Below are 26,405 nucleotides of genomic sequence, written 5' to 3' on the forward strand. Positions count from 1 at the left end.
CCGATCCGGGCGTGTTGACCGCAAGTGATGATCGCGCCCCAATCATGGCTAATGAAACGACAGTCCCAACTGCAAAACCCACTTCCCTCGCTGCTTGGATCAAGCGCCTGGACGATGTGCTGCTGCCCGTCCCCCAGGCCAGCCACGAGCGCGTGTGCAAAGGCATCCGCGATAGTCGCAGTTCGTTGCGAGATATTGCCGAGCTGATGCAGAACAGCCCGGCGTTGGTCCTCAGCGTGATGCGCGAGGCCAACAGCCATACCCACGGCAGTTTCACCGAGCCGGCGGAAAACCTCGAAGTGGCGCTCAACCGCCTCGGCCTCAAACGCGCCGAAGAGCTGCTGGCGCGCCTGCCGTCGGTGCCGGCCCATGAGATTCCCGTGGCCTTGCGCCAATTGCTGCTGGTCAGCCAGCACGCCTCGCAACAAGCCAACGGTTTGTTCGCCAGCCGCCTGGCGCGTTTGTGGCAGGACATTCACTGGGGCAGTCTGCTGTTTCTGTCACCGCTGTGGCCGATGGCGGTCGCCTACCCCAAGCTCCTCGAAGAATGGGAACTGCGGGTGATCCACAAAGGCCAGTCGGCGCGCCAGGTCGAGCAGGAATTGTTCGGGCTACGCCTGCTGGACCTGTGCCTGGGCTTGACCGAAGCCTGGCACCTGCCGATCTGGGTCTCCCAGGGCTACAACCTGCTGCTCAAGGAGCAGCGTTTGCTGGTCAAGGCGCTGCACATCGCCCGCGAAGACGACGCCTTGCGCCAGCAGCAATTGCTCGACGCCGAACCCAACCTGCGGCGCTGGCTGAACCAGCCGGCCAACACCGTGCTGCTGGCCAACGGCCTGGCAATGTCGGCCCAGGAATCCTGGACCTGCCCGCACACCGAACGCTGGCAATACCTCACCGCGCTGTACCTGCAACAGCCGCTGGGCGATGTGCAGCAGCAGGTGCACCAGCAAGCCGTGACCAGCGCGCGCACCACGCTGATGCCGGATTTGTGGCACCCGGCGTTGTCGCTGATCTGGCCGTGGCATGTGCAAAAAATCCATCGCGGCCTGCTGCCCGCACCGCCGCCCACCGCCGAATCCCTGGCCGTATGGCGCAAACGCTGCACCGAGTTGCTGGTGGAGCCAAGCCGCTTCGCCAACGCCATGCACCTGACCACCTGCGCCAAGGAAGCCCTGGTGGCGAGTGGCATGCAGCGGGTCATGCTGCTGATGACCGACCGCGCCCAAAGCACCCTGCGCGTGCATCAAGCCGACGGTTTGCCCAAGGACGCCGCCAACCTCAGCCTGGACGTGACCAACAGCACCCTGCTGCAACGCCTGCTGGAAAAGTCCGCGCAGGTGCGTCTCACCCCGGACAACCACGCGCAGTTCTCGGCCTTGCTGCCGCCGATCCTGCGCCGCCTGTTCACCGGCGAACACCTGCTGCTGCGCTCCCTGAGCTGCAACGGCAAGGTGGTGATGCTGATGGTGGCCGACCAGGGCGGCGGGCCGTTCTCGGAAACCACCGTGCAAGCCTTCGGCAAAACGGCACAATGCATCGAGAAGGCCCTGCACTGCTTTACCAACCGCAGCGCCTGATGCTTGCGCTACAATCGCGGTCCTTTATCGCCAACATTTGTGCCCAGGAGACCTCACATGCCTGACTTCTCTGGCTTGCCGCTGGTGATCGAATCCAGCGACCTGCAAGGTCGCCTTGATGCCGAACACCTGATTCTGGTGGACCTCACCAGCGCCGCCCGCTACGCCCAGGGGCATATCCCCGGCGCGCATTTCGTTGACCCCAAGCGCACCCAACTGGGCCAGCCGCCTGCACCGGGCCTGCTGCCCCACAAGGCCGACCTGGAAAAACTCTTCGGCGAACTGGGCCACACCCCGGACGCGACCTACGTGGTCTACGACGACGAAGGCGGCGGCTGGGCCGGGCGTTTCATCTGGATGCTCGACGTGATCGGCCATCAGAAATACCACTACCTCGACGGCGGCCTGCTGGCCTGGCTCGAGGGCCAGCACCCGGTCAGCACCGACGTGCCCGCGCCGGTCGGCGGCCCGGTCAGCCTGACGCTGCACGACGGCCCCACCGCCACCCGCGAGTACCTGCAAAGCCGCCTCGGTGCGGCCGACCTGGGTATCTGGGACGCACGCGGCCCGCTGGAGTATTCCGGCGAGAAAGTCCTCGCCGCCAAAGGTGGGCACATCCCCGGCGCCGTGAACTTCGAATGGACCGCCGGCATGGACCCAGCGCGCAACCTGCGCATCCGCCGCGACATGCCGCAGATCCTCGAAGACCTCGGGCTGACCCGCGACAAAGAAATCATCACCCACTGCCAGACTCACCACCGCTCTGGCTTCACCTACCTGGTGGCCAAGGCGCTCGGTTATCCGCGAGTCAAAGGTTATGCCGGTTCCTGGGGCGAATGGGGCAACCACCCCGACACCCCCGTTGAGATTTAAGGTTTAAGGACAGTAAATGAAAAAGCAGTTGTTTATCCTCAGCCAGTACTTGCTGCCGCACCACCTGCTGTCGCGCTTGGCCGGCTGCATTGCCGAGTGCCGCGTGCGCTGGTTCAAGAACGCCTTCACCAGCTGGTTCGCCAAGCGCTATCAAGTGGACATGTCCCAGGCCCTGGTGGAAGACGTGACCGCCTACGAGCACTTCAACGCGTTCTTCACCCGCGCCTTGAAAGACGGCGCCCGCCCGCTGGACCAAACCCCGGGCGCGATCTTGAGCCCCGCCGATGGCGCGGTCAGCCAGCTTGGCCCGATCGAGCATGGCCGTGTGTTCCAGGCCAAAGGCCACAGCTTCAGCGTGCTGGAACTGCTGGGCGGTGATTCCGCCGTGGCTGCGCCGTTCATGGGCGGCGATTTTGCGACGGTGTACCTGTCGCCGAAGGACTACCACCGCGTGCATATGCCGCTGGCCGGCACCCTGCGCGAGATGATCTACATCCCGGGGCGCATCTTCTCGGTCAACCAGACCACCGCCGAAAACGTACCGGAGCTGTTCGCCCGTAACGAGCGAGTTGCCTGCATTTTCGACACCGAACGCGGCCCGATGGCCGTGGTGTTGGTGGGCGCGATGATTGTGGCGTCGATTGAGACCGTGTGGGCTGGCTTGGTGACTCCGCCGAAGCGCGAGCTGAAAACCTTCCGTTATGACGAAGCCGCGCGCGCGCCGATTCACCTGGAGAAAGGTGCGGAGCTGGGTCGGTTCAAGCTGGGTTCGACCGCGATCGTGCTGTTCGGGCCGGATCAGGTGAAGTGGGCTGAAGAGCTGGCGGCGGGCACGCCGGTGCAGATGGGCCAGGGTATGGCACTGCCAAAAGCCTGATTCACAATAGATTTAAAGCTGGAACCCGATCAATGTGGGAGCTGGCTTGCCTGCGATGACGGTGGTGAATCCAACACCGCTATCGCAGGCAAGCCAGCTCCCACATTTTTTACCGCGTTTCTTCAGTGACTACAGCTGTCCGTCGCGGTCGCGAAAACCCAGCAGATACAACACCCCATCCAAGCCCAGCGTCGAAATCGCCTGCTTTGCCGACTGCTTCACCAGCGGCTTGGCGCGGAACGCCACCCCCAACCCGGCAATCGCCAACATCGGCAGGTCATTTGCACCGTCGCCGACCGCAATGGTCTGCTCCAGACGCAAACCTTCCTTGTGCGCCAACTCCCTCAGCAGATCCGCCTTGCGCTGCGCATCGACAATCGGCTCGACCGCCACGCCGGTCACCTTGCCATCCACCACTTCCAGCTCGTTGGCGAATACGTAGTCGATACCCAACTTGGCCTGCAATTGCTTGGCGAAGTAAGTAAAGCCGCCCGACAGGATCGCGGTCTTGTAGCCCAAGCGCTTGAGTTCGGCGAACAGGGTTTCGGCGCCTTCGGTCAGGCGCAGCGAAGCGCCGATGGAGTCCAGCACGCTGACGTCCAGACCTTTGAGCAGCGCCAGGCGCTCCTTGAAGCTCGCGCGGAAATCCAGTTCACCGGCCATGGCGCGCTCGGTGATCTCGGAAACTTGCTCGCCCACGCCGGCCGCCTTGGCCAACTCGTCGATGACTTCCGCCTCGATCAACGTGGAGTCCATGTCGAACACCGCCAGGCGACGGTTGCGGCGGAACAGCGAGTCTTCCTGGAAAGCGATATCGACATTCAGCTCCTGGGCCACGCTGAGAAACTCAGCGCGCAGGGCTTGCGGATCAGCCGGCTCACCGCGCACGGAGAACTCGATACAGCCCTTGCCTTTGTCGGCCGGGGTGTCCAGCGGCATGCGACCCGACAGACGGTCAATGTGGTCGATATTCAAGCCGTATTGCGCGGTGATCGAACTGACACGCTGCAACTGTTCGGCGGTGACCTTGCGAGTCAGCAGCGTGACGATGTGGCGTTTCTTGCCCTGGCCGGCGACCCAATGCTGGTAATCGGCTTCGGACACCGGGGTGAAACGCACCTGTTGATCAAGCTTGTACGCCGTAAACAGGATGTCCTTGAGCACCGAGGACGCCTGTTCAGTGCTCGGGATCTCGACCAGGATGCCGAACGACAGCGTGTCGTGGATCACCGCCTGGCCGATGTCGAGAATGTTCACACCACCCTGGGCCAGAACGCCGGTAATCGCCGCAGTCAGGCCCGGGCGATCTTCACCGGTGATGTTTATCAGGACAATTTCGCGCAAGGCGCACCCCCAGGCTGGAAAAAAACCGCATTCTACCCACTTTCAGTGACCATCGGGCACAGCCAGCGCTTTGACGCTCTGGGGCCTGTCGCTATACTGCGCGTCAACTTCACGGACCAAGAGCCGAGCGCAAGTGAACCGGCCCACGCCAGTAAAAACTGATAACTTCTTCCTGCTGATCTTCCGGGCACTGCGCCACCGCCGTGTCCCGATTGCATTACGCATCGCCAGCCATAACGTGATCCTGGTCGCCCTGGCCCTGGTGATCTACGCCTGCGTGATGGGTCTGCAGTTCAAACAGGCCATGCACGAACAGGCCGACGCCCTCGGCGAGAGCCTGACCACGCAAACCGCCACCTCGGCGACCGAGCTGTTGGTGTCCAATGACATCCTCAGCCTCAACGTGCTGCTCAATAACCTGACCAAGAACCCGCTGGTGGCCCACGCCGCCATCTACAGCGTGGACAACCGCATCATGGCCGAAGCAGGGCAACGCCCGAAGAACGGCCTGCTGGGCGAAGCCGAAGGGTTGTACCAGAGCAACATCACGTTCCAGGACGTGAAGGCCGGCCAACTGCGCATCAGCCTGGACATGCAGCAATTCCAGCAGCCGATGACCATCAGCCTGCAAAGCATGGGCATCCTCAGCGCGATCCTGCTGGCCCTGGCGTTGGCCCTGAGCCTGCGCCTGGGTCGGCATATCTCCACGCCGCTGATGCAACTGCGCATCTGGCTGCGGGACATCGACGAACACACCCCGGCCACCGACCGCCAGGATGAAATCGGCGACCTCGCCCGCCAACTGCACGCCAGTTTCGCCCCGGAGCCGGCCGTGCGCGCGCCTGAGCCCGAGCCGGAATACGACGACGAGCCCGAGTTCGACGTGGGTGAGCCGGGCTTTGATGAAGCCCCACCGGTCGCCGGCCTCAAGCCAGCCACCCGCAAGGCGATCCAGGCCGACGAAGACGAGCTGGACGACGAAGACCCGTTCGCCGACCTGCGCGACACTACCTCCGACAGCCCGGCCGTAGCACCGAAGCCGGTCCTGGTGAAAAACGCCGAACCCCAGCACAGTGCGGTCCTGGCCGTGCAGCTGGGTTCACAGGATCAACTGCGCCGCCTGCCCCGCACCCGCCTGACGGAATTGCTGGAACGCTACCGCGACTGCCTCGACCAGGCCGCATCGCTGTACCAGAGCGAATTGCACACCCTGAACGACGGCAGCACGCTGATGCTGTTCCACAGCGAAGACAGCGGCGAAGACTACCTGACCAACGCCATCTGCTGCGGCGAGCTGCTGCGCGCCCTGGGCCATGCCCTGCAGATCGAAGTGGCGGACAGCGGCATCACCCTGCAACTGCAACTGGGCCTGACGGTCAGCGACGATCTGTTTGGCATGAGCCAGATCGACCTGCTGCTGACTGAAAGCGCGCAGGACGCCCTGGCCTTGTCGCAACACAGCCGCAACCTGCTGCTGGTGGAGCGCAAGATCAGTGAAGACACGTTGATCCGTCAGCGCGCGCGTATCCGCCCGATTGCCAGCCCTGAGGGGGCGAGCTGTGTAGAGCGGTTGATGGAGCCGTATCCGTCGATGCTGGAGCGCCAACTGGCGCGGATGCACGAGACCCGCACCAAGATTTAAGACACTGCACAAACACCTGTGGGAGCGGGCTTGCCCGCGATAGCGGAGTATCAGCCTACACATCCTTGGCTGAACCACCGCCATCGCGGGCAAGCCCGCTCCCACAGTTGATATCCTCCAGTAGATTTTCAGTGACAGCTAAATCGCGCACAAACAAAAAGGCCCGCTGAGTCAGCGGGCCTTTTTTGTGTCAGCGATTCAGGTCAGAACCTGAACACTTCCATATCTGTACGAATCGGTGTCGCCATCGGCATCTTCGGCTTCTGCGGTTCAGCCGGCTTGGCCGCCTGCACCGGCGCCTGTTTGCGCGGCGCTTCGGCAATCGGCGGCTGGTTGGCCAATGGCTTGAGGGCCACCGACAACTGCTGTGCCAAATGCTGCAACAGCACGCCCTGGGCCTGGACCTGGGACGCGGTGGTGCCGGCGTGTTCTTCCTGCAAGTGCACGATGCGGCTGTCACGAACCTGGCCACGGCGGTCGATCAAACGCCACTGGGCATCCAGGATCGCCGGCTGCGAGGTGCCGGAGTCCAGGCGCGTGATGGTCAACAGCACCTGTACATCCGGGCTGAAGCCAGTCGGCGCAGGCGCGAGCACCACACGCTGGCTGTCCAGATGACCGGCCACTTGGCGCAGCATCAGCTGGTTGATGTCGGACGACAAACTGCCCGCCCAACGCCCATCGGTGGAACCTTGCAGGCTGCCGTCGTTCTGACGTTGCAGCAGGGTTTCGCGTTGCAGGTAGTCCGCCACGACGACCGGGCCGAGCAATACCGCCATGCCGGCAGCCTGGGCGGGCTGCGCCGGGCTGCCGCTGTCCAGCTGGTACAGCGACACCGGCTGGTGCGTGCTGCAACCCGCCAACCCCAACAGGCCAGCGAGCATCAAAAATAAAGGAACGCGTGGAGCGGTCATCATCCCATCCAGGTGGCTGCCACACGGCGAACCACAACTAATACTGAAAAAACCCTAAATACGCGCGGCCACGCCGGCGCTGGAAAGGCCATATCATCCGTGAATATGCGCCATGACTCCAGCGCCAAAGCGTCGATCTACGCGTTAAACCGTAGATCGAGGCCTCTAATACGCGTTAAACCGGCGTTTCTACCAACAAAGCATCCACGCGCTGGAAGCCCCGCGGCAGTTTGTTACCACGCCGACCACGCTCGCCCTTGTAATGCTCAAGGTCGTCAGGACGCAGCGACAACGTGCGCTTGCCGGCTTGCAGCACCAGCGTCGCGCCTTCCGGAATGACCGCGATGTCGGTCACGTACTCTTCGCGACTGGCCACGCGCTCGCCAGGAATACCGATGATCTTGTTGCCCTTGCCTTTGCCCAACTGCGGCAGGTCGCTGATCTTGAACACCAGCAAACGGCCTTCGGTGGTCACCGAGGCCAGCCAGTTGCTTTCGCGATCGTCCACTGGTCGCGGCAGGATCACCTTGGCGTTGTTCGGCAGGCTCAACAGCGCCTTGCCCGCCTTGTTCTTGGCCTGCAGGTCTTCCCCCTTGACCACAAAACCGTAACCCGCGTCCGACGCAATCACGTACAGCGAATCGTCATCCGGCAGCAGCACGCACTCGAAATTCGCCCCTGGTGGCGGCGTCAGGCGCCCAGTCAGCGGCTCGCCCTGGCCCCGTGCAGACGGCAAGGTGTGGGCCGGCACCGAATAACTGCGCCCGGTCGAGTCGATAAACACCGCAAACTGGTTGGAACGCCCGGCCGCAGCGGTCTTGAAGCCGTCGCCAGCCTTGTACGACAGGCCGGTGGCGTCAATATCATGCCCCTTGGCCGAACGAACCCAACCCTTTTCCGACAGAACGACGGTAATTTTCTCGTTTGGCAGCAGCTCGGTCTCGGTCAGCGCTTTCGCTTCAGCACGCTGGACGATTGGCGAGCGGCGGTCGTCGCCGTAGGTTTCGGCGTCCTTGATCAGCTCGGTACGCACCAGCTTCTTCAGCTTGGCTTCGCTGCCCAACAGGGCTTGCAGCTTGGCTTGTTCCTTGAGCAGCGCGTCTTGCTCGTCGCGCAGCTTCATTTCTTCCAGTCGCGCCAATTGACGCAAGCGGGTGTCGAGGATGTAGTCGGCCTGGATTTCGCTGAGCTGGAAACGCGCGATCAACTCGGCTTTCGGGTGCTCGGCGGTACGGATGATGTGGATCACTTCATCCAGGTTGAGGTAGGCAATCAGCAAGCCGTCCAACAGGTGCAAGCGGCGCTCGACCTTGTCCAGGCGGAATTGCAGGCGGCGACGCACGGTCTGCACACGGAATTCCAGCCACTCCACCAGCAGGTTGCGCAGATTTTTCAGCTGCGGCTTGCCGTCCAGGCCGATGATGTTGACGTTGACCCGGTAGCTCGACTCCAGGTCGGTGCTGGCGAACAGATGCTGCATCAGCACTTCGTGGTCGACCCGGCTGTTGGTCGGGATGATCACGATGCGGCACGGGTTTTCGTGGTCGGACTCGTCACGCAGGTCGGCCACTTGCGGCAGCTTCGACGGCTTGGCCTGCATCAGTGCGGCGATCTGCTCCAGCACCTTGGCGCCAGACACCTGGTGCGGCAGCGCGGTGACAATAATGTCGCCATCTTCGATGTGGTACACGGCGCGCATGCGCACCGAGCCCTTGCCGGTTTCGTACATCTTCAGCAGGTCGGCGCGCGGCGTGATGATTTCCGCTTCCGTCGGGTAGTCCGGGCCCTGGATATGCTCGCAGAGCTGTTCGACCGTGGCCTTGGGCTCATCGAGCAAGCGCACGCACGCCGTGGCCACTTCACGCAGGTTATGCGGCGGCACGTCGGTGGCCATGCCCACGGCGATGCCAGTGGTGCCGTTAAGCAGGATATTCGGCAAACGTGCCGGCAACACCAACGGTTCGTCGAGAGTGCCGTCGAAGTTCGGGCCCCAATCGGCGGTGCCCTGCCCCAGTTCGCTCAACAGGACTTCCGAGTAACGCGACAGGCGCGCCTCGGTGTAACGCATGGCGGCGAAGGACTTCGGATCATCCGGCGCACCCCAGTTGCCCTGGCCGTCCACCAGCGTGTAGCGGTAGCTGAACGGCTGGGCCATCAGCACCATGGCTTCGTAGCAGGCGGAGTCGCCGTGGGGGTGGAACTTGCCGAGCACGTCGCCGACGGTACGCGCCGACTTCTTGTGCTTGGAATCAGCGTCCAGGCCCAACTCACTCATGGCGTAGATAATGCGCCGTTGCACGGGCTTCAGGCCGTCGCCGATATGCGGCAAGGCACGGTCCATGATCACGTACATGGAGTAGTTGAGGTAGGCACTTTCGGTGAAGTCAGCCAGCGACCGGCGTTCTACGCCATCTAAGCTGTCTGCGAGGATGTCACTCATGCGGGCCTCATCATTGGGTAAGGCGCGGCGGAAATGCCGCGGCGCCGGGTCAATTCAAAAAATTCAGGGTTCATGGCTGGGCACTCCAGCCACCGGCCGGGGCGGCGAAACGATAGACCACCGGGCGTTTTTCACCATCGGCGCGGGGGCCGAAGTTGTTGTCGATGCCCAGCCAGGCGCCATCCGCGTCCACCACCAGGGCTTCTGCCAGGCCATAGGCCTGAGGATAGCGCCGCTCAGGCGTCAGGGTCTCGTCGGCAAACGACCAGCACAGCTCGACCTTGGCGGTAACCGCATCGCGCCGGCAGATCTGGAAGGCATTGCGCTCCAGGGTAAACAGCTTGCCATTGAACAGCGCCAGGTCGGCAAAGTCCTTGGACACGGCCTTGGCATTGGTGAACTTGACCGGCTGCACTTCCTGGCCGGCTTCGCTCAGCAATACACACGGACCGTCGCAATCCCACACGCTTTGCCCACGCTTGATCGAGATTAGGCCGCGCCTTTCGCGCTCGGCTGCCAGCCAAATCTGATTGCTTTCGGGATTGATCGCCAGCCCTTCAAACAACGCATTGAAGTGCAGCAACATGCCGCTGGCCCGTGCTTCACGCACCATGCCGGGCGCGATCTTCAACCACTCGGGCGCACCGCTCACCGGTACTTGCAGCACCGCCGCATGGGCTTCGCTGACGACATAGCGGTTGCCCGCGGCATCGCAGCTGATGCCTTCAAAGTCCAGGTCGCCACCGCGAATGAACGATGCGGCCTTGGTGCGCGAGCGCAAACCCCAGGGCAAGCCGGACTCCGGCACCGGCGGCACGTCGATCTTCACCGTTTCGGCCTGCCAGGTCGGCGCACTGATATCCAGGCGATAGATCTGGTCGTCGTCGCGGTCGGAAACCGTCCACAACTCCTTGCCACACAAGGCCAGGCCCGACAGATTGCCGCCGCGCATGCCGTCCACCGGGTGTTCGGAGACAAGTTTCAGCTCAGCCACAGGCGCGGCAACGACCGAGGTCGCCACCAGCCCGCTCCACATCAGGATCGCCAGGGCGAAACCTGTGCGCATCAGCCCAGCACCTCGGCAAGGTTGCCTTTGGATTCCAGCCAGGATTTGCGGTCCGGCGCGCGTTTTTTCGCCAGCAGCATGTCCATCATTTCCGACGTCGCGGCGTAGTCTTCCAGGGTCAACTGCACCAGGCGCCGGGTGTTCGGGTCCATGGTGGTTTCGCGCAATTGCGGCGGGTTCATTTCACCCAGGCCTTTGAATCGCGTGACCTGTGGCTTGCCGCGTTTCTTCTCGGCCACCAGGCGGTCGAGGATGCCATCGCGCTCGGCTTCGTCGAGGGCGTAGAAAATCTCTTTGCCCAGGTCGATGCGGTACAGCGGCGGCATGGCGACGTAGACGTGACCGGCATCCACCAATGGGCGGAAGTGCTGGACAAACAACGCGCACAGCAGCGTGGCGATGTGCAGGCCGTCGGAGTCGGCGTCGGCGAGGATGCAGATCTTGCCGTAGCGCAGCTGGCTCATGTCCGCCGCGCCCGGGTCGACGCCGATGGCCACGGCGATGTTGTGCACTTCCTGGCTGGCCAGGACTTCGCTGCCATCGACTTCCCAGGTGTTGAGGATCTTGCCGCGCAACGGCAGGATCGCCTGGAACTCCTTGTCCCGCGCTTGCTTGGCGGAACCACCGGCGGAATCACCTTCCACCAGGAACAGCTCGGAGCGCATCGGGTCTTGCCCGGCGCAATCGGCCAGCTTGCCCGGCAGTGCCGGGCCCGCAGTGATGCGCTTGCGTTCGACCTTCTTGCTGGCCTTCAAGCGTCGGCCGGCGTTGTTGATCGCCAGCTCCGCCAGGGCCAGGCCCAGCTCAGGATGTTCGTTGAGCCACAGGCTGAACGCATCCTTGACCACGCCCGAGACAAACGCCGCCGCCTCGCGGGATGACAGGCGCTCTTTGGTCTGGCCGGAGAATTGCGGCTCCTGCATTTTCATCGACAGCACGAACGCGATGCGCTCCCACACGTCTTCCGGCGCCAGCTTCACGCCGCGCGGCAGCAGGCTGCGGTATTCGCAGAATTCGCGCATGGCATCCAGCAAACCCTGGCGCAACCCGTTGACGTGGGTGCCGCCTTGGGCCGTGGGGATCAGGTTGACGTAGCTTTCCTGCACGCTGTCGCCGCCTTCGGGCAGCCACAACAGTGCCCAATCGACAGCTTCCTTATTACCGGCCAGGCTGCCGCAGAACGGCTCGTTGGGCAGGCGTTCGAAGTCGCTGACGGAGTCTTCCAGGTAGGAGCGCAGGCCGTCTTCGTAATGCCACTCGACCTTCTCGCCGGTGCCTTTGTCTTCAAAGGTGACGAGCAGGCCCGGGCACAGCACAGCCTTGGCCTTGAGCACGTGCTTGAGGCGGCTGATGGAGAATTTCGGCGAATCGAAGTATTTCGGGTCCGGCGCGAAGTACACGCTGGTACCGGTGTTGCGCTTGCCAACGGTGCCGATCACGGCCAGGTCGGTGGCTTTGTAGCCATCGGCGAAGGTCATCTCGTATTCGTTGCCATCGCGCTTGACCCTGACCCGCACCAACGTGGACAAGGCGTTGACCACGGAAATACCCACGCCGTGCAAGCCACCGGAGAACTGGTAGTTCTTGTTGGAGAACTTGCCGCCGGCGTGCAGCTTGGTGAGGATCAGCTCGACGCCCGGCACACCCTCTTCCGGGTGGATGTCCACCGGCATGCCGCGACCGTCGTCGGACACTTCCAGGGAGTGGTCAGCGTGAAGAATGACATGCACCGACTTGGCGTGGCCGGCCAGGGCTTCGTCGACGCTGTTGTCGATGACTTCCTGGGCAAGGTGGTTCGGCCGGCTGGTGTCGGTGTACATGCCGGGGCGTTTGCGCACCGGGTCGAGGCCCGAGAGGACTTCGATGGCGTCGGCGTTATAAGAGCTAGCGCTGGGAGTGGCCATGGGGTCTCGTCGTGAGTCGTTCGATTAAAAAGTGACCTGCGATTTTTACAGTGACGAAAAATCGAAGGATTGATACTGATCTGCGCCAATGCCGGCAAAACTGAGCAGCGCCGGCAATTGACCGGCGAAGCCTTGGTAACCATGGTCGCCACCGGCCTGGATGCGCAAGGCACAGGCCCGGTAATACTGCTGGGCGAGGCGATAATCCAGCGTTTCATCGCCGGTTTGCAACCACACCTGATAACGGCCGGCATCCTGGGGCGCCGCCACTTCCAGCTCGGCCAGGGCCGTGACGTGGTCGTGGGTCAATTCCCAGGTTTCATCGGTGTAGAGGTTCTTCTGGGTGCCCAGGTAACCGTCGAACATCCGATGGGGGCTGACCGCAGGGTTGACCAGCAGCGCCTTGAGGCCATGGCGCTCGGCAAGATGGGTTGCATAGTAGCCGCCGAGTGAGCTGCCGACCAGCAGCGGGCGCCCCAGTTCAGCGATCGCCGCTTCCAGTTGGGGAATCGCCTGACGCGGGTGGTGATGCAGGGCCGGCACCCGCAGTTGCTCGGCCAGGCCAAGGGCGCCCATCACGGTGATCAACTGGCTGGCCTTGTTGGACGCCGGCGCACTGTTGAAACCGTGGATATACAGGATCGAAGCGGACATGCCGGGCTCTCCATGACGTGGGCCAAAGAGGCGCAGTTTACAGGGATAGCGGCTTTGTGTGATGACCTCAATCCACAGGACACCGAAGAACCCATGTGGGAGCGGGCTTGCTCGCGAATGCGGAGTGTCAGTCACTGCATCTGGTACTGACCCACCGCATTCGCGAGCAAGCCCGCTCCCACATTTTTGATCAGTGTTTGCAGCTTTTAATAGCCGTTGCTGCCGTAATCGACCGTAAATTCGAAGTCTTGAACCCGCTCCACACCCGTTTCCAACCGCCCGTCGGCATGCAAGCGCAACCAGCGATACCCCGGCGCCTGCTCGCTGACCTGGAAATCCGCGCTACCCGGCGCGAACTGGATGCAGGTGGACGGCGAGGCCAACAACCGCACGCCGTTGCGCTCGCGGTCGATTTCCTGGTGTACGTGCCCCCAGAGCACCGCCCGGACCTGCGGAAAGCGATCCAGCACGGCAAACAACGCGTCGGGATTACGCAGGCCGATGGGCTCCATCCACGCACAGCCGATGGACACCGGATGATGGTGGAAACATACCAGGTGATGGCGGCTCGGCGCTTCGCTCAGGGCCTGGGCGAGCAATTGCAGCTGCTGGTCTTGCAGATAGCCCGGCACCGAGCCCGGCACGGCGGAATCCAGCAGGGTGACGCGCCAGTTGCCGATATCGACCACCGGTTCCAGCAAATCACTGCGCATAGCGGCGTGGGCCATGACCTGGGGTTCGTCGTGATTGCCGGGAATCCAGCGCGCCGGGGCGTCGATCTGCCGGGTCATGTCACGAAATTGCTGGTAGGACGCCAGCGTGCCGTCCTGGGACAAGTCGCCCGTGGCCAGCATCAAGTCGATTCGCGGCTGCTGCACGCGCACCAGCTCGATCACCCGTTGCAGGCTTTCACGGGTGTTCATGCCCAGCAGCGTGCTGTCGGCCTCGGCAAACAGGTGGCTGTCGGACAGTTGCACCAGCAACGCCGGTGCATCGGGGCTCACGGTGGTTACGCTCGGCAAGGCGCTCTCCCAGGGCAATCACAGGAATGGACGAATAGCGCGATTATGCTGGGGCAGGACACAAAGAGGGAATACAAGGAATCAGATACAGTTCACATCTACCGCACCGCTTCGAACTCATGGCCCAGGGCCAGGCAGTGACTCAACCATTCACCGAGGAACACATTGAGCTGCGCTTTCTCATCGGGCTGGTGCATGAACACATTCGGGTAAGGATAGATGCTGCGAAAGCGCCGCGCATGTTCGGCGCTGATCACTTCGGCCATGCGGGCGTCGTGGTACACCTGCACTTCCAGTTGCGGCACCGGCAGCCATGGCAGGCTGTGTTCCTGGCGCACGCGCAGGGTGGTGGTGTACGGGCAGTTGACGATGACTTCCAGGGTCAACACACCGAGCATCTGGTCGCCATGGGTCACGCCGATGCGCCGCGCCGCCGGGGCGTGGCGCATATCGGGGAGCAGACGCATCAGCCGCGCATAGTTGGCCTCGCAGGCCGCTTGCAGCCCGATCAGGTCAACCCGGTAACGTTCCCGTGCCTTTACTGCCATAACCCCCTCACTTCCGCGCGATTAAGCGCAAGCCATTGCAGGGCGATAATGCTGGCTGCGTTGGAAATCTTGCCGTCGCGCACCGCTTGCAGGGCGTCTTCGAAAGCCCAGGTGGTGACGCGGATATCTTCTGCCTCTTCTTCCAATCCATGGACGCCACCCACCCCGGTGCTGTCGCAACGGCCCAGGTACAAGTGGACAAATTCGGTACTGCCGCCGGGCGATGGGAAATACTGGGTGATCGGCCACAAGGCGGAGAATGTCAGCCCAGCTTCCTCCTCGGCCTCACGGTGTGCAACCTCCTCCGGCTGCTCGTCCTTGTCGATCAGGCCGGCGACCATTTCGATCAGCCAGGGGTTGTCGGTACGGCCCATGGCGCCGATGCGGAACTGCTCGTTCAAGACCACTTCGTCACGTTGTGGGTCGTAGGGCAATACACACACGGCATCATGACGAACGAAGACTTCGCGATTGATCACCCGGCTCATGCCGCCGTCGAATTTTTCGTGGCGCAGTTGCAGGCGATCAAGCTGATAGAAGCCCTTGAAAGCTGTGTCGTGCTGAACAATTTCGATTTTGCTCGGCGCCGATTTCGCAATGTCCGTCATACCTTTCCTCGTTAAGCCTGTGCAATTCGCGCCATCCTAACGCGCTCGCGGCGGTTGGTGCAGCCCCTTTCCGGTTGCCGGGATAGACGGCGAACGTCAAACTCACTCTAATCAGCTTAGTGGCGAACTGACTGCCCTGCCGGTAGTCGAAGCTGCACCATTTCGCTCTTATCGTTAGACGAAGGACATCCATGTCGCTTTTAAAAATCGCCTCCGTGGCCTGCATTGCACTGACCCTGGGTGCCTGCCAAAGCCTGTTTCAACCGAGCTGGCGCACGCCGCTGGAAGCCACCCGCGACGCCACCGAGCAAAGCAAGCCGGGTTGCGCCAGCGCCGACTGCCCGCTGGTGAATATCGACACCGTGCACTTCGCCAAGGAGCCCAAGCTGGATGCCTTGATCGAACAGCGCCTGCTGGAAATGACCCAGGCCGACCCGCTGCCCACCAGCCTGGCGACCTACAGCGAGCAGTTCCTGCACAGCGCCGCACCGCGCAACAGCATGTACTTGCAAGCCAAGGTACGCGAGCAGCATGACGGCTTGGTGATCATCGAGCTGTCCAGCTACCTGGACCAGGGCGCCACCCACGGCGAGCCTGGCCGCGCGTTCATCAACTATTCGCGCCAGCAGCAAAAAGCCCTGTCGCTGACCGACATGCTGCTGCCCGGCAAGGAAGACGCCTTCTGGAAGGCTGCCCAGGTCGCCCACAACAGCTGGCTGATCAGCACCCGCCTGAGCCTGGAGCCGGAGTTCGTGAAGACCTACCCCTTCCAGAAAACCCCGAACGTGGCGCTGACCTATGGTGGCGTGATCCTCAAATACCCCACCACCACCATCGCGCCGTACGCCCTGGGCCACGTCGAGCTGCAGATTCCCTACTCGCGCCTGGAAGGCATTCTCAAGCCTGAACTGGTGCCCGCGCGCCGCTGAAGGCCCGACCGAGGATAAACTGCAACAGCCCTGCCAGCACCAGCGCCGGCAGGGTCGCACCGACATCCGGGTACAGATTGGCCAGCAAGTGGTAAGTGCCGATGCCACCCAGCCAGGCCACCAGCGCCGGCCAACGTAGCGCGCTGACAGCGCCCTGGCCGCGACGGCGCAGGATGAAGTGATCCACCAGCACCACGCCAAACAGTGGCGCAAATACCGAACCGATCAGCAGCAGGAAGTTCTGGTACTGGGCCAACGGCGCAAAGCAGGCGATCAGCGTGCAGATCACGCCTATTGCCAGGGCCAGATGCTCGACCTTCAAGCGCAACAGGATGCCGCTGGACACCGCCGCCGAGTGAATATCGGCAAAGGCGTTTTCCGACTCATCCAGCAGGATCAGCAACAGCGGAATCCCCAGGCCCGCACCGGCCAAGGCCAACAGCAGCGCATTCACCTCACCGCTTGGCGCAAACGCCAGGGTGTAGGCCACGCCCAGGCTCATCAGCCAGAAATTACCGATAAAGAACCCCAGCGCCGTGCCGCCAAACACATTTTTGGCGCGCTTGCCGAAGCGTGAGTAATCGGCGATCAACGGCAGCCACGACAGCGGCATGGCAATGGCAATGTCGAAACCCACCGCAAACGGCAGCGAACCGTCACCGGCCTGGGCCCAGAGGGCGGCAAGGTCGGCCTTGGCAAACAGGTTCCAGGTCAGCCACAAACAGGCGGCGAGCAGCAGCCATATGCCCCATTTGCGCAGGATCTGGCGCACGAAGGTCAGCGGGCCACTCACGGCCAGCAAGGTCGCCAGGCCACCGAAAAACAGCGTCCACAGCAACGGGCTGGCCAGCAGGCTGCCCTCCCTGAACGCCCGCGTGCCCAACAGGCTGGCGGCGTCGCGCATCACGATGATTTCGAACGAGCCCCAGCCGATCAGCTGCAGCAGGTTGAGCAGCGCCGGCAGGCTCGCGCCCTTGGCGCCGAGGCTGAGTTTGAGGGCGGCCATGGCGGACAGGCCGGTGTCACTGCCGATCACGCCGACGGCGGCCAGCAGCAACACGCCCACCAGGGTGCCGAGGAAGATTGCCAGCAACGAACCCGACAAGCCCAGGCCCGGCGCGAGCAAGGCGCCGGTTTGCAGGACCATCAGGCCGACGCCGAGGGAGAACCACAGGGAGAACAGGTCGCGGGCGCCGAAGACTCGTTTGTCGCTCGGCACTGCTGTATCTGGGGAGTAGGTACTCGGTTGAATGCTCAAGGGTGTTATCTCTGAGGGGCATTTTTTGTTTGGAAGATTGCTATCGCGGGCAAGCCCGCTCCCACACTTGAATGTATTCACAATTCAAAATGTGGGAGCGGGCTTGCCCGCGATGGCGGCGCCACAGTCACCGCCGCCCTTGGGTCAGACCTTCTTGTACAACTGACTACCTTCCTGCTTGAACCGCTCCGCCTGCTCCGCCAAGCCCTTGGCCACATCCACATCCACCGCATCAATGCGCTGGTTGGCCGCGTACTCACGCACTTCCTGGGTGATCTTCATCGAGCAGAACTTCGGCCCGCACATCGAGCAAAAATGCGCGACCTTGGCCGAATCCTTCGGCAGGGTTTCATCGTGGTACGAACGCGCGGTGTCCGGGTCCAGGCCAAGGTTGAACTGGTCTTCCCAACGGAACTCGAAGCGCGCCTTGCTCAAGGCGTTGTCGCGGATCTGCGCGCCTGGATGGCCCTTGGCCAAATCCGCAGCATGGGCAGCGATCTTGTAGGTGATGATCCCGGTCTTCACGTCATCCTTGTTCGGCAGCCCCAAGTGCTCCTTCGGCGTCACGTAGCAGAGCATCGCGCAACCGAACCAACCGATCATCGCCGCACCGATCCCGGAAGTGATGTGATCGTAGCCCGGCGCAATGTCGGTGGTCAGCGGGCCGAGGGTGTAGAACGGCGCTTCGTCGCAGCACTCCAGCTGCTTGTCCATGTTCTCCTTGATCAGCTGCATCGGCACGTGGCCCGGGCCTTCGATCATGGTTTGCACGTCGTGCTTCCAGGCGGTCTTGGTCAGCTCGCCAAGGGTTTCCAGCTCGCCGAATTGCGCGGCGTCGTTGGCGTCGGCAATCGAGCCCGGGCGCAGGCCGTCGCCGAGGGAGAAACTGACGTCATAGGCCTTCATGATTTCGCAGATTTCGTCGAAATGCGTGTAGGTGAAGTTCTCTTTGTGGTGCGCCAGGCACCACTTGGCCATGATCGAACCGCCACGGGACACGATGCCGGTGACGCGCTTGGCGGTCAGCGGCACATAGCGCAGCAACACGCCGGCGTGGATGGTGAAGTAGTCGACGCCCTGCTCGGCCTGCTCCACCAGGGTGTCGCGGAACAGCTCCCAGGTCAGGTCTTCGGCGGCGCCGCCGACTTTTTCCAGGGCCTGGTAGATCGGCACGGTACCGATCGGCACTGGCGAGTTGCGGATGATCCACTCGCGGGTTTCGTGGATGTGCTTGCCGGTGGACAGGTCCATCACGGTGTCCGAACCCCAACGGATGCCCCAGGTCAGTTTCGCCACTTCTTCTTCGATGGACGAACCCAGGGCGCTGTTGCCGATGTTGCCGTTGATCTTCACCAGGAAGTTACGGCCGATAATCATCGGTTCCAGTTCGGTGTGGTTGATGTTGGCCGGGATGATCGCACGGCCACGGGCGATTTCTTCGCGCACGAATTCCGGGGTGATGATCTTCGGCACGCTGGCACCGAAGCTGTGGCCGGCGTGTTGCTGGTCCAGCAGGCCGCTGGCGCGGGCCTCTTCGAGCTTCATGTTTTCGCGGATGGCGACGTATTCCATCTCGGCGGTGATGATGCCTTTGCGCGCGTAGTGCATCTGCGTGACGTTGGCGCCAGCCTTGGCGCGGCGCGGGTTCTTCACATGGGCGAAGCGCAGCGCGGTCAGCTCGGCATCGCTGAGGCGCTGTTGGCCGAAGTGCGAGCTGAGGCCCGAGAGGCGCTCGGTGTCGTTACGCACTTCGATCCACGGCGAGCGCACATCGGCCAGGCCTTTGCGCACGTCGATGATCACGTTGGGGTCGGTGTAGGGGCCGGAGGTGTCATACACCACCACAGGCGCGTTGATTTCACCGCCGAAATCGGTGGGGGTCACGTCCAGGCTGATCTCGCGCATCGGCACGCGGATGTCCGGGCGAGTGCCCTGCACGTAGACTTTTTGCGAGCGGGTAAAGGGCTGCACGGAGCCGGAGTCGACCTTGGCCGATTCACTCAAATGCACGGTATTTTTTAGTTTTGTCGTCATCACGGGCTCTCCAACTTTCTATCCAGGCGGTGGATTTTTGTCGGAGCGAACCTGTGACGGATGGACGCACTGAAACCAGTGCTGTGCTTGGCGCACGAGGGCTGTTCGATGGTCGAACAGCATCCCGGACGAAGCACAAGAGGACTCGCCGGGTGACGAGAAATCTTGTTCCCTACGCAGGCGCTAACCTGATCAGGTTCAACGGGATCCGGTATTTACCGATCTCAGCCTTCCAACAAGGCACCCCGACAAGAACGCGGCCAGTCTAGACCATGGCGTGGGCAAATTGCCAATAGCGGTGCATTCAGCATGATGAATGGCGTAATTGCAGGATTGTTGTGCAGTGATCGCGCCACTACACTCGGGGACTGCCTCAAGGCTTGACGCCGGGATTGGCCAGCCTTAGCCTTGGGCGCTAAATTATCGCCGTAATATTCAATCTAGGGAACGCCTCATGCTGCGCAAACTCTCACTGGCTCTTGCCGTGTCTTGTGCGACCAATGGAATGGTTTGGGCAGCAGAAGCGCCCTTGTCCGCCAACACTGACTTGGTCAGCGTCTACCAGGAAGCGGTGAACAACAACGCCGACCTGGCTGCCGCCCGCGCCCAATACGGCGCACAAAAAGAAGTGGTGCCCCAGGCCCGCGCCGGCTTGCTGCCGAACCTGTCGGCAGGCGCCGACAGCAACAACGTGCGCACCCAGCTCGCGCAGCCGGCCGGCACCGCCAATCGCGACGCGCATTCGTGGCGCGCGACCTTGAGCCAGCCGCTGTTCCGCGCCGACCGCTGGTTCCAGCTGCAAGCCGCCGAAGCCGTCAACGAGCAGGCCGCCCTGCAACTGTCGGCCACCGAACAGAACCTGATCCTGCAGAGCGCCGAAAACTACTTCGCCGTGCTGCGCGCCCAGGACAACCTGGCCTCGACCAAGGCCGAAGAAAATGCCTTCAAGCGCCAGTTGGACCAATCCAACGAACGCTTCGACGTCGGCCTGTCGGACAAGACCGACGTGCTGCAATCCCAGGCCAGCTACGACACCGCCCGCGCCAACCGCATCCTCGCCCAGCGCCAGGTGGAAGACGCCTTCGAAGCGCTGATCACCCTGACCAATCGCCAATACAACTCGATCCAGGGCATCGTCCACAGCCTGCCGGTGCTGCCGCCGCTGCCGAACGACGCCAAATCCTGGGTCGACACCGCCGGCCGCCAGAACCTCAACCTGCTGGCCAGCAACTTCGCGGTGACGGCCGCCGAAGAAACCCTCAAGCAGCGCAAGGCCGGCCACGCGCCGACCCTGGACGCCGTGGCGCAGTACGAAAGAGGCGACAACGACGCCCTAGGTTTCAGCAACCCGAATGCCTTCGGCACGCCATACCGTGGCGATGTCGAACAACGCACCGTCGGCCTGCGCTTGAACATCCCGCTGTACAGCGGCGGCCTGACCAGCTCGCAAGTACGCGAATCCTACTCACGCCTGGACCAGACCGAGCAGCAACGCGAAGGCCTGCGCCGCCAGGTGGTGGAAAACACCCGCAACCTGCACCGCGCAGTGAACACCGATGTGGAACAGGTACAGGCGCGCCGCCAGTCGATCATCTCCAACCAGAGCGCGGTGGAAGCCACGGAAATCGGCTACCAGGTGGGCACACGCAATATCGTCGATGTGCTGGATTCACAGCGCCAGCTCTATTCGTCGGTGCGCAATTACAACAACAGCCGTTATGACTACATCCTCGACAACCTGCGCTTGAAGCAGGCGGCGGGGACGTTGAACCCGGGGGATTTGCAGGAGTTGGCGCGGTATCTGAAGGCGGACTACAACCCGGATCGGGATTTCCTGCCGCCGGATCTGGCCAAGGCTGCGGCCGAGCAGCTCAAAGCTCGACCGGGATATTGATAACACTGCAAAACCCCTGTGGGAGAGGGTTTGTGTGGGAGCTGGCTTGCCTGCGATGCAGGCGCCTCGGTACATCAGACCTTCCGAGGTGATGCTATCGCAGGCAAGCCAGCTCCCACATTTAGTTCAGCGTTGGGTCAGTCGTTCAGCAGTTTGCCCAAGCCATCCAGCAAGCGCTTCAATGCGCCCTGATTAGCCTGCATCACCTTGAGCCCCGCCTGCCCCATCCTGCGCGCATCCTGCGGCAACTCGAACAACTGGCGCACAGCCTCGGCCAATCCTTGCGCATCATCCACCTGCCGCAACGCCCCCGCCTCACGCATCATCGCGGTGATTTCGAGGAAGTTGAACACGTGCGGCCCCATGATCACCGGTTTTGCCAACGCCGCCGGTTCCAGCGGGTTATGCCCACCGGTCGCTACCAGGCTGCCGCCGACAAAGGCGCTGTCGGCCAAGGCATACAGAAACAGCAATTCGCCCATGGTATCGCCGAGCAACACCGAAGTGTGTGGGGTGACCGGCTCGCCCGTGGAGCGACGCACCGCAGCAAAGCCTTGCTGCCCACACAGCTCGAACATCGGCCCGAAACGCTCTTGGTGGCGCGGCACCAGAATCAATAACGCATTGGGATAGCTGTCGAGCAACTGACGATGAGCGGCCAGCACCACTTCATCTTCGCCTTCGTGGGTACTGGCGGCGATCCACACCGGGCGCTCCGTGGCGCCCCATTGCTCACGCAACGCGGCGGCGCGCTGTGGCAGTTCTGGGTCGATGGCCAGGTCGAACTTGATCGAGCCGGTGACGTCGACGGTTTCAGGACGCGCACCCAGGCTGCGGAAACGCTCGGCTTCAGTCTCGGTCTGCACCGCCAGCAGGCTCATCTCGGCCAGCATCGGCGCCGTCAGCTTGGCGAAGCGCCCGTAGCCCTTGGCCGAGCGTGCCGACAACCGCCCATTGGCCAATGCCACGGGAATACCGCGCTGGGCGCAGGCATGGATATGGTTGGGCCACAGCTCGGTCTCCATGATCACCGCCAGTTTCGGCTGCACGCGATCAAGAAAGCGCCTAGCCGCGCAGGGCAAGTCATAGGGCAAATAGCAGTGCTGGACGCGCGGTTCGTTGGCGAACAACGCCTGAATCCGCTCGGAACCGGTGGGCGTCATGCAGGTGACGGTGATTGGCAGCAGTGGATAACGTTCCAGCAACGCGCGCACCATGGGGGCGGCGGCGATGCTCTCGCCCACCGACACCGCATGCACCCAGATCCCGCCCGGCTGCAATACCGGCAAGCCATACGAGAAGCGCTCGCTGACCCGCTTGGCATAGGCCGGTGCCTTGCGTGCGCGCAGCCACAGACGTAAAGCCACCAATGGCAGCGCCAGGTAAAACAGACAGCTATAGAGAGTTCTATTCATGGCGGCGGAGTTTATCGGCTTTTTCAGTCAATCGCGCGTAGGCACTCGGCAAAACGTTCCGCCAAAAAACGCGCGGCCGGGCCGAGGGGTTCGTCGCGTCGCCACACCAGCTCCACCACCAGCGCCGGCGGGGTCCATTCGCTGTCCAGTTCGACCATCTGGTTCTGATAGGTCGGGTACTGCACCACATGCCGCGGCAACCAGGCCCAACCCAGGCCACGGGTCAGCCATTCGGCCAGCACGTAAAAGCTATCGGCGCGCCACACCTGCGGGCTGGCGGCCTCGCTGCCGGGGTAGACGCTGGTCTGGGTCGACATCAGCAACTGGCGGTACTGCGCCAGAGCCTGACAATCCACGGTTTTTTGCCGGGCCAGCGGGTGATTGCGCCCGCACACGGTGACCATTTCCACACTGCCCACCACCCGCCGCTCCAACGCTTCGGGGATTTGATCGTGATAGAACAACATGCCCAGGTCGGCCTTGCGCTCCACCAGCTTGCGTGCGACATCGCCTTGGGCGGCGCTGGAAATCTGCACTTCCAGATTGGGAAATTGCCCAGCCAATGCATCCAGGCTGTCGAGCACCGGCTGATACAGCATCGCCTCATCCTGGGCCAGGCGCAGGCAGGCTTCTTCGCCGCGCATCAGCGACAGTGCCCGACCATTCAGGCGCTCGCACTGGCGCAGCACTTCCCGGGCCTCTTCCAGCAACACCGTGCCGGCTGCGGTCAGGCGTGGCTGGCGGCCGCTGCTGCGCTCGAACAGGCTCACGCCCAAGTCGGCTTCCAGCAGCGCAATCCCATTGCTCACCGCCGACTGCGCCTTGCGCTGCCCGCGCGCCACCGCCGAAAACGAACGCTGCTCGGCGACGCTGACAAACAGGCGCATCTGGTCCAGGTTCCATTGCACGCTCATGGTTCAACCCATCTTTAATTCGGATAGGTAATGACTTTACCCCATCTGATAAAGCCCTAAAATGCCGACCTTATCAAAAGCGCTTCACACCGAGGATTACCCCATGAACCCTGCCTACTACTACTTGGCCATCGCCATCTGCTCGGAAGTGATCGCCACCGTTTCCATGAAAGCCATCAAAGGCTGGAGCACCCCGATTCCCCTGGCGCTGGTGATCGTCGGCTACGGCGTCGCCTTCTGGATGCTGACCCTGGTGGTGCGCACCGTGCCGGTGGGCGTGGCCTACGCGGTGTGGGCCGGGATGGGCATTGTGATGGTGAGCATCGCGGCGCTGTTTATCTACGGGCAGAAACTCGACCTGCCGGCGATGCTCGGCATGGGCCTGATTGTGCTGGGCGTGGTGGTGATCCAGCTGTTCTCGAAAACCGCCGGGCACTGACCACCACGCAACAGCCTGTATACTGCGCCTCTTGTCTTGAACACTGAGGTCGCCCATGCCATCCGTTATTTCCACCGACGTTCTGATTGTCGGCGCCGGGGTTGCCGGCCTCTGGCTTAATGCGCGCCTGCGCCGCCAGGGGTTTTCCACGGTGTTGGTGGAAAGCGCCACCTTGGGTGGCGGGCAAAGCGTGAAGTCCCAGGGGATCATTCACGGCGGTGCGAAATACGCCCTGCACGGCGCCCTCACCGGCGCCTCCGAAGCCATCGCCGACATGCCGCGCCGCTGGCGCGAAGCCTTGGCGGGCAACGGTGAGCTGGACCTGACGGGCGTGCGCCTGTTGTCCGAAGCCCATTACCTGTGGTCTCCCGGCACCCTCGCCGGCAACCTCACCAGCTTCTTCGCCAGCAAGGCCGTGCGCGGGCGTGTCGATCAGGTCAAGGGCGACGACCTGCCGCCGGCCCTGCAAGACCGCCGCTTCAAGGGCAAGGTCTATCGCCTGGCCGAACTGGTGGTGGACGTGCCAAGCCTGATCCAACGCCTGGCGCAATTGGCCGGCGACGGCCTGCTCGCCGGGCAGCACATCGCCCCGCTGCTGGAAGGCAACAAGCTGGTGGGCTTGACGGTCGATGGCCGTGCGATCCGCGCACAACGCATCGTGTTGAGCGCCGGCGCCGGCACGGCGGACTTGCTGACCGCTCTGGGCCTGAGCAAGCCGGCGATGCAAAAACGCCCGCTGCACATGATCATCGCCAAAGGCCCCGGCCTGAAGCCGCTGTACGCCCATTGCCTGGGCGGCGGCACCAAGCCGCGCATCACCGTCACCACCCACCCGGCTGCCGATGGCAACTGGGTGTGGTACATGGGCGGCGACATTGCCGAGGCCGATGGCGTGGCGCGTACGCCCGAAGAGCAGATCGCCACGGCGCAAAACGAGCTGGCGCAGTTACTGCCGTGGATCGACATGAGCCAGACCCAATGGGCCACGCTGCGCGTCGACCGCGCCGAGCCCCTGCAAACCGGCCTGAGCCGTCCCGACAACGCCTTTGTCTTTGAGGACGGTCGCCTGCTGGTGGGCTGGCCCACCAAGCTGGCCTTGGCGCCGGACTTCGCCGATCGGGTGATCAACGCCCTCGAACGCGACGGCATCCGCCCAAGCGCAAGCGAACCCCTGCCTGAGTTGCCAAAACCCGCCATCGGCGTGCCGGCCTGGGAGCAACTGCTGCCATGAGCCTGCCGACCCTGCACGATTTGCATCGCCCGTTGGGCAGCACCGGCCTGCTGGTCTCGCCGCTGGGCCTGGGCACCGTCAAGCTGGGCCGCGACCAAGGGGTGAAGTACCCCAATGGTTTCCAGATCCCCGATGACGACGCCGCGCGCATGCTGCTGCGCCAGGCCCGCGAGCTGGGCATCAACCTGATCGACACCGCGCCGGCCTATGGCATGAGCGAAGAACGCCTGGGCCCGCTGTTGCGCGGCCAGCGCCAGGACTGGGTGATTGTCAGCAAGGTCGGCGAAGAGTTCGACAATGGCGTGTCCCGCCACGATTTCAGCGCGGCCCATACGCGCCTGTCGATTGAGCGCAGCTTGAAACGACTGGAAACGGATTTTATCGACCTGGTGCTGGTGCATTCCGACGGCAACGACCTGCACATCCTCAATGATTGCGAGGTCTACCAGACCCTGGCCGAGCTGAAACAGGAAGGCAAGATTCGCGGTTTCGGTTTTTCCGGCAAGACCGTCGAAGGCGGCGTGAAGGCTCTGGAACAGGGTGATTGCGCGATGGTCACCTACAATTTGAACGAACAGGCCGAGAAAGCCGTCATTGATTATGCGGCGGCACACGGCAAGGGCATCCTGGTGAAGAAAGCCCTGGCCAGCGGCCACGTTTGCCTCGAGCCTGGAATGGATCCAATACACGCGAGTTTCATGCTGTTGTTTGCGCAAACCGGCGTTGCCAGTGCTATTGTCGGGACCATCAATCCGCTGCACCTGGCCCATAACGTGGCGACCGCTGCCCGGGTCATCCGTCAACTCTGATGCCGCCGAC

At 62.8% G+C, this 26,405-nt stretch carries 22 protein-coding genes and 1 riboswitch; of the genes, 9 read left to right on the forward strand and 13 right to left on the reverse strand.

Features of this window, described 5'->3' with window-relative positions:
• Positions 1–44 precede the first annotated feature (44 nt).
• The 3 genes from J1G37_RS08655 to asd are packed head-to-tail and all read left to right on the forward strand — an operon-like array spanning position 45 to position 3,330.
• Positions 45–1,580, forward strand: a complete 1,536-nt coding sequence (locus J1G37_RS08655) for an HDOD domain-containing protein (protein WP_207041126.1) — start codon at positions 45–47, stop codon at positions 1,578–1,580.
• A gap of 57 nt (positions 1,581–1,637) precedes the next feature.
• Positions 1,638–2,453: a rhodanese-like domain-containing protein gene (locus J1G37_RS08660; protein ID WP_207041128.1), complete on the forward strand. Its 816-nt coding sequence runs from the start codon at positions 1,638–1,640 to the stop codon at positions 2,451–2,453.
• A 16-nt stretch (positions 2,454–2,469) separates the two neighbouring features.
• Positions 2,470–3,330: an archaetidylserine decarboxylase gene (gene asd / locus J1G37_RS08665; protein WP_124525541.1), complete on the forward strand. Its 861-nt coding sequence runs from the start codon at positions 2,470–2,472 to the stop codon at positions 3,328–3,330.
• A 129-nt stretch (positions 3,331–3,459) separates the two neighbouring features.
• Here the strand turns inward: asd and serB are convergent, their stop codons facing one another.
• Positions 3,460–4,674, reverse strand: coding sequence for a phosphoserine phosphatase SerB (serB, locus tag J1G37_RS08670; protein WP_207041130.1), 1,215 nt, complete (start codon positions 4,672–4,674; stop codon positions 3,460–3,462).
• A 133-nt stretch (positions 4,675–4,807) separates the two neighbouring features.
• Between serB and J1G37_RS08675 the strand changes: the two genes are divergently transcribed.
• On the forward strand, positions 4,808–6,316 hold the full coding sequence (locus J1G37_RS08675) for an AhpA/YtjB family protein (RefSeq protein ID WP_207041132.1): 1,509 nt from the start codon (positions 4,808–4,810) through the stop codon (positions 6,314–6,316).
• 203 nt (positions 6,317–6,519) lie between these two features.
• On the opposite strand, the gene J1G37_RS08680 is transcribed toward J1G37_RS08675, so the two are convergent.
• The 8 genes from J1G37_RS08680 to J1G37_RS08715 form a co-directional block, all read right to left on the reverse strand.
• Positions 6,520–7,230, reverse strand: coding sequence for an ABC-type transport auxiliary lipoprotein family protein (locus J1G37_RS08680; RefSeq protein WP_207041134.1), 711 nt, complete (start codon positions 7,228–7,230; stop codon positions 6,520–6,522).
• A gap of 175 nt (positions 7,231–7,405) precedes the next feature.
• Entirely contained in the window at positions 7,406–9,670 is a 2,265-nt protein-coding gene (parC, locus tag J1G37_RS08685; RefSeq protein ID WP_207041136.1) for a DNA topoisomerase IV subunit A, read from the reverse strand.
• A gap of 70 nt (positions 9,671–9,740) precedes the next feature.
• Positions 9,741–10,736, reverse strand: coding sequence for an esterase-like activity of phytase family protein (locus J1G37_RS08690; protein ID WP_207041139.1), 996 nt, complete (start codon positions 10,734–10,736; stop codon positions 9,741–9,743).
• On the reverse strand, positions 10,736–12,640 hold the full coding sequence (parE, locus tag J1G37_RS08695) for a DNA topoisomerase IV subunit B (protein ID WP_017734940.1): 1,905 nt from the start codon (positions 12,638–12,640) through the stop codon (positions 10,736–10,738). Before parE ends, J1G37_RS08690 begins: the two co-directional genes overlap by 1 nt.
• A gap of 45 nt (positions 12,641–12,685) precedes the next feature.
• The gene (locus J1G37_RS08700; RefSeq protein WP_207041141.1) at positions 12,686–13,294 is read right to left on the reverse strand and encodes a YqiA/YcfP family alpha/beta fold hydrolase; all 609 of its coding nucleotides are present in this window, start codon (positions 13,292–13,294) and stop codon (positions 12,686–12,688) included.
• 206 nt (positions 13,295–13,500) lie between these two features.
• A complete protein-coding gene (cpdA, locus tag J1G37_RS08705) occupies positions 13,501–14,316 on the reverse strand; it encodes a 3',5'-cyclic-AMP phosphodiesterase (RefSeq protein ID WP_207041143.1) in 816 nt (271 codons plus the stop codon).
• A 98-nt stretch (positions 14,317–14,414) separates the two neighbouring features.
• Positions 14,415–14,864 (reverse strand): DUF1249 domain-containing protein, encoded by a 450-nt coding sequence (locus J1G37_RS08710; RefSeq protein WP_017734937.1) that lies wholly within the window; start codon positions 14,862–14,864, stop codon positions 14,415–14,417.
• The gene (locus J1G37_RS08715) at positions 14,855–15,472 is read right to left on the reverse strand and encodes an NUDIX domain-containing protein (protein WP_207041145.1); all 618 of its coding nucleotides are present in this window, start codon (positions 15,470–15,472) and stop codon (positions 14,855–14,857) included. Before J1G37_RS08715 ends, J1G37_RS08710 begins: the two co-directional genes overlap by 10 nt.
• A gap of 191 nt (positions 15,473–15,663) precedes the next feature.
• Here J1G37_RS08715 and J1G37_RS08720 point away from each other — a divergent pair, with 191 nt between their 5' ends.
• A complete protein-coding gene (locus tag J1G37_RS08720) occupies positions 15,664–16,401 on the forward strand; it encodes an RsiV family protein (RefSeq protein ID WP_207041146.1) in 738 nt (245 codons plus the stop codon).
• On the opposite strand, the gene cytX is transcribed toward J1G37_RS08720, so the two are convergent.
• Together cytX and thiC are read right to left on the reverse strand one after the other, a co-directional pair.
• Positions 16,370–17,659, reverse strand: coding sequence for a putative hydroxymethylpyrimidine transporter CytX (gene cytX, locus J1G37_RS08725; RefSeq protein WP_207041148.1), 1,290 nt, complete (start codon positions 17,657–17,659; stop codon positions 16,370–16,372). The two genes, J1G37_RS08720 and cytX, sit on opposite strands and share 32 nt — an antisense overlap.
• A 144-nt stretch (positions 17,660–17,803) precedes the next feature.
• Positions 17,804–19,693 (reverse strand): phosphomethylpyrimidine synthase ThiC, encoded by a 1,890-nt coding sequence (thiC, locus tag J1G37_RS08730; RefSeq protein WP_124525531.1) that lies wholly within the window; start codon positions 19,691–19,693, stop codon positions 17,804–17,806.
• A 152-nt stretch (positions 19,694–19,845) separates the two neighbouring features.
• Positions 19,846–19,951, reverse strand: a riboswitch (TPP riboswitch).
• Positions 19,952–20,147: 196 nt separating this feature from the next.
• On the opposite strand from thiC, the gene J1G37_RS08735 reads away from it, so the two are divergent.
• Complete coding sequence (locus J1G37_RS08735) at positions 20,148–21,587, forward strand: TolC family outer membrane protein (RefSeq protein ID WP_207041151.1); 1,440 nt, start codon at positions 20,148–20,150, stop codon at positions 21,585–21,587.
• Between the two features lie 137 nt (positions 21,588–21,724).
• Here J1G37_RS08735 and waaA read toward each other — a convergent pair whose 3' ends face one another.
• Both waaA and J1G37_RS08745 read right to left on the reverse strand, forming a co-directional pair.
• The gene (waaA, locus tag J1G37_RS08740; protein WP_207041153.1) at positions 21,725–23,002 is read right to left on the reverse strand and encodes a lipid IV(A) 3-deoxy-D-manno-octulosonic acid transferase; all 1,278 of its coding nucleotides are present in this window, start codon (positions 23,000–23,002) and stop codon (positions 21,725–21,727) included.
• Between the two features lie 23 nt (positions 23,003–23,025).
• Positions 23,026–23,916 carry a LysR family transcriptional regulator gene (locus J1G37_RS08745; RefSeq protein ID WP_207041155.1) on the reverse strand — a complete coding sequence of 297 codons (891 nt, stop codon included), beginning with the start codon at positions 23,914–23,916 and terminating at the stop codon, positions 23,026–23,028.
• 103 nt (positions 23,917–24,019) lie between these two features.
• Between J1G37_RS08745 and J1G37_RS08750 the strand changes: the two genes are divergently transcribed.
• Genes J1G37_RS08750 through J1G37_RS08760 form a run of 3 tightly spaced genes read left to right on the forward strand, consistent with a single transcriptional unit; the run spans position 24,020 to position 26,395 of the window.
• A complete protein-coding gene (locus J1G37_RS08750) occupies positions 24,020–24,355 on the forward strand; it encodes a multidrug efflux SMR transporter (RefSeq protein WP_017734929.1) in 336 nt (111 codons plus the stop codon).
• A 55-nt stretch (positions 24,356–24,410) separates the two neighbouring features.
• Positions 24,411–25,586: an FAD-dependent oxidoreductase gene (locus J1G37_RS08755; protein ID WP_207041157.1), complete on the forward strand. Its 1,176-nt coding sequence runs from the start codon at positions 24,411–24,413 to the stop codon at positions 25,584–25,586.
• Positions 25,583–26,395 carry an aldo/keto reductase gene (locus J1G37_RS08760; protein WP_207041159.1) on the forward strand — a complete coding sequence of 271 codons (813 nt, stop codon included), beginning with the start codon at positions 25,583–25,585 and terminating at the stop codon, positions 26,393–26,395. The genes J1G37_RS08755 and J1G37_RS08760 overlap by 4 nt, the downstream gene beginning before the upstream one ends.
• The last annotated feature ends 10 nt before the right edge of the window (positions 26,396–26,405 follow it).

It is taken from the genome of Pseudomonas sp. Marseille-Q1929 (assembly GCF_017316265.1).
Taxonomy (GTDB): Bacteria; Pseudomonadota; Gammaproteobacteria; order Pseudomonadales; family Pseudomonadaceae; genus Aquipseudomonas.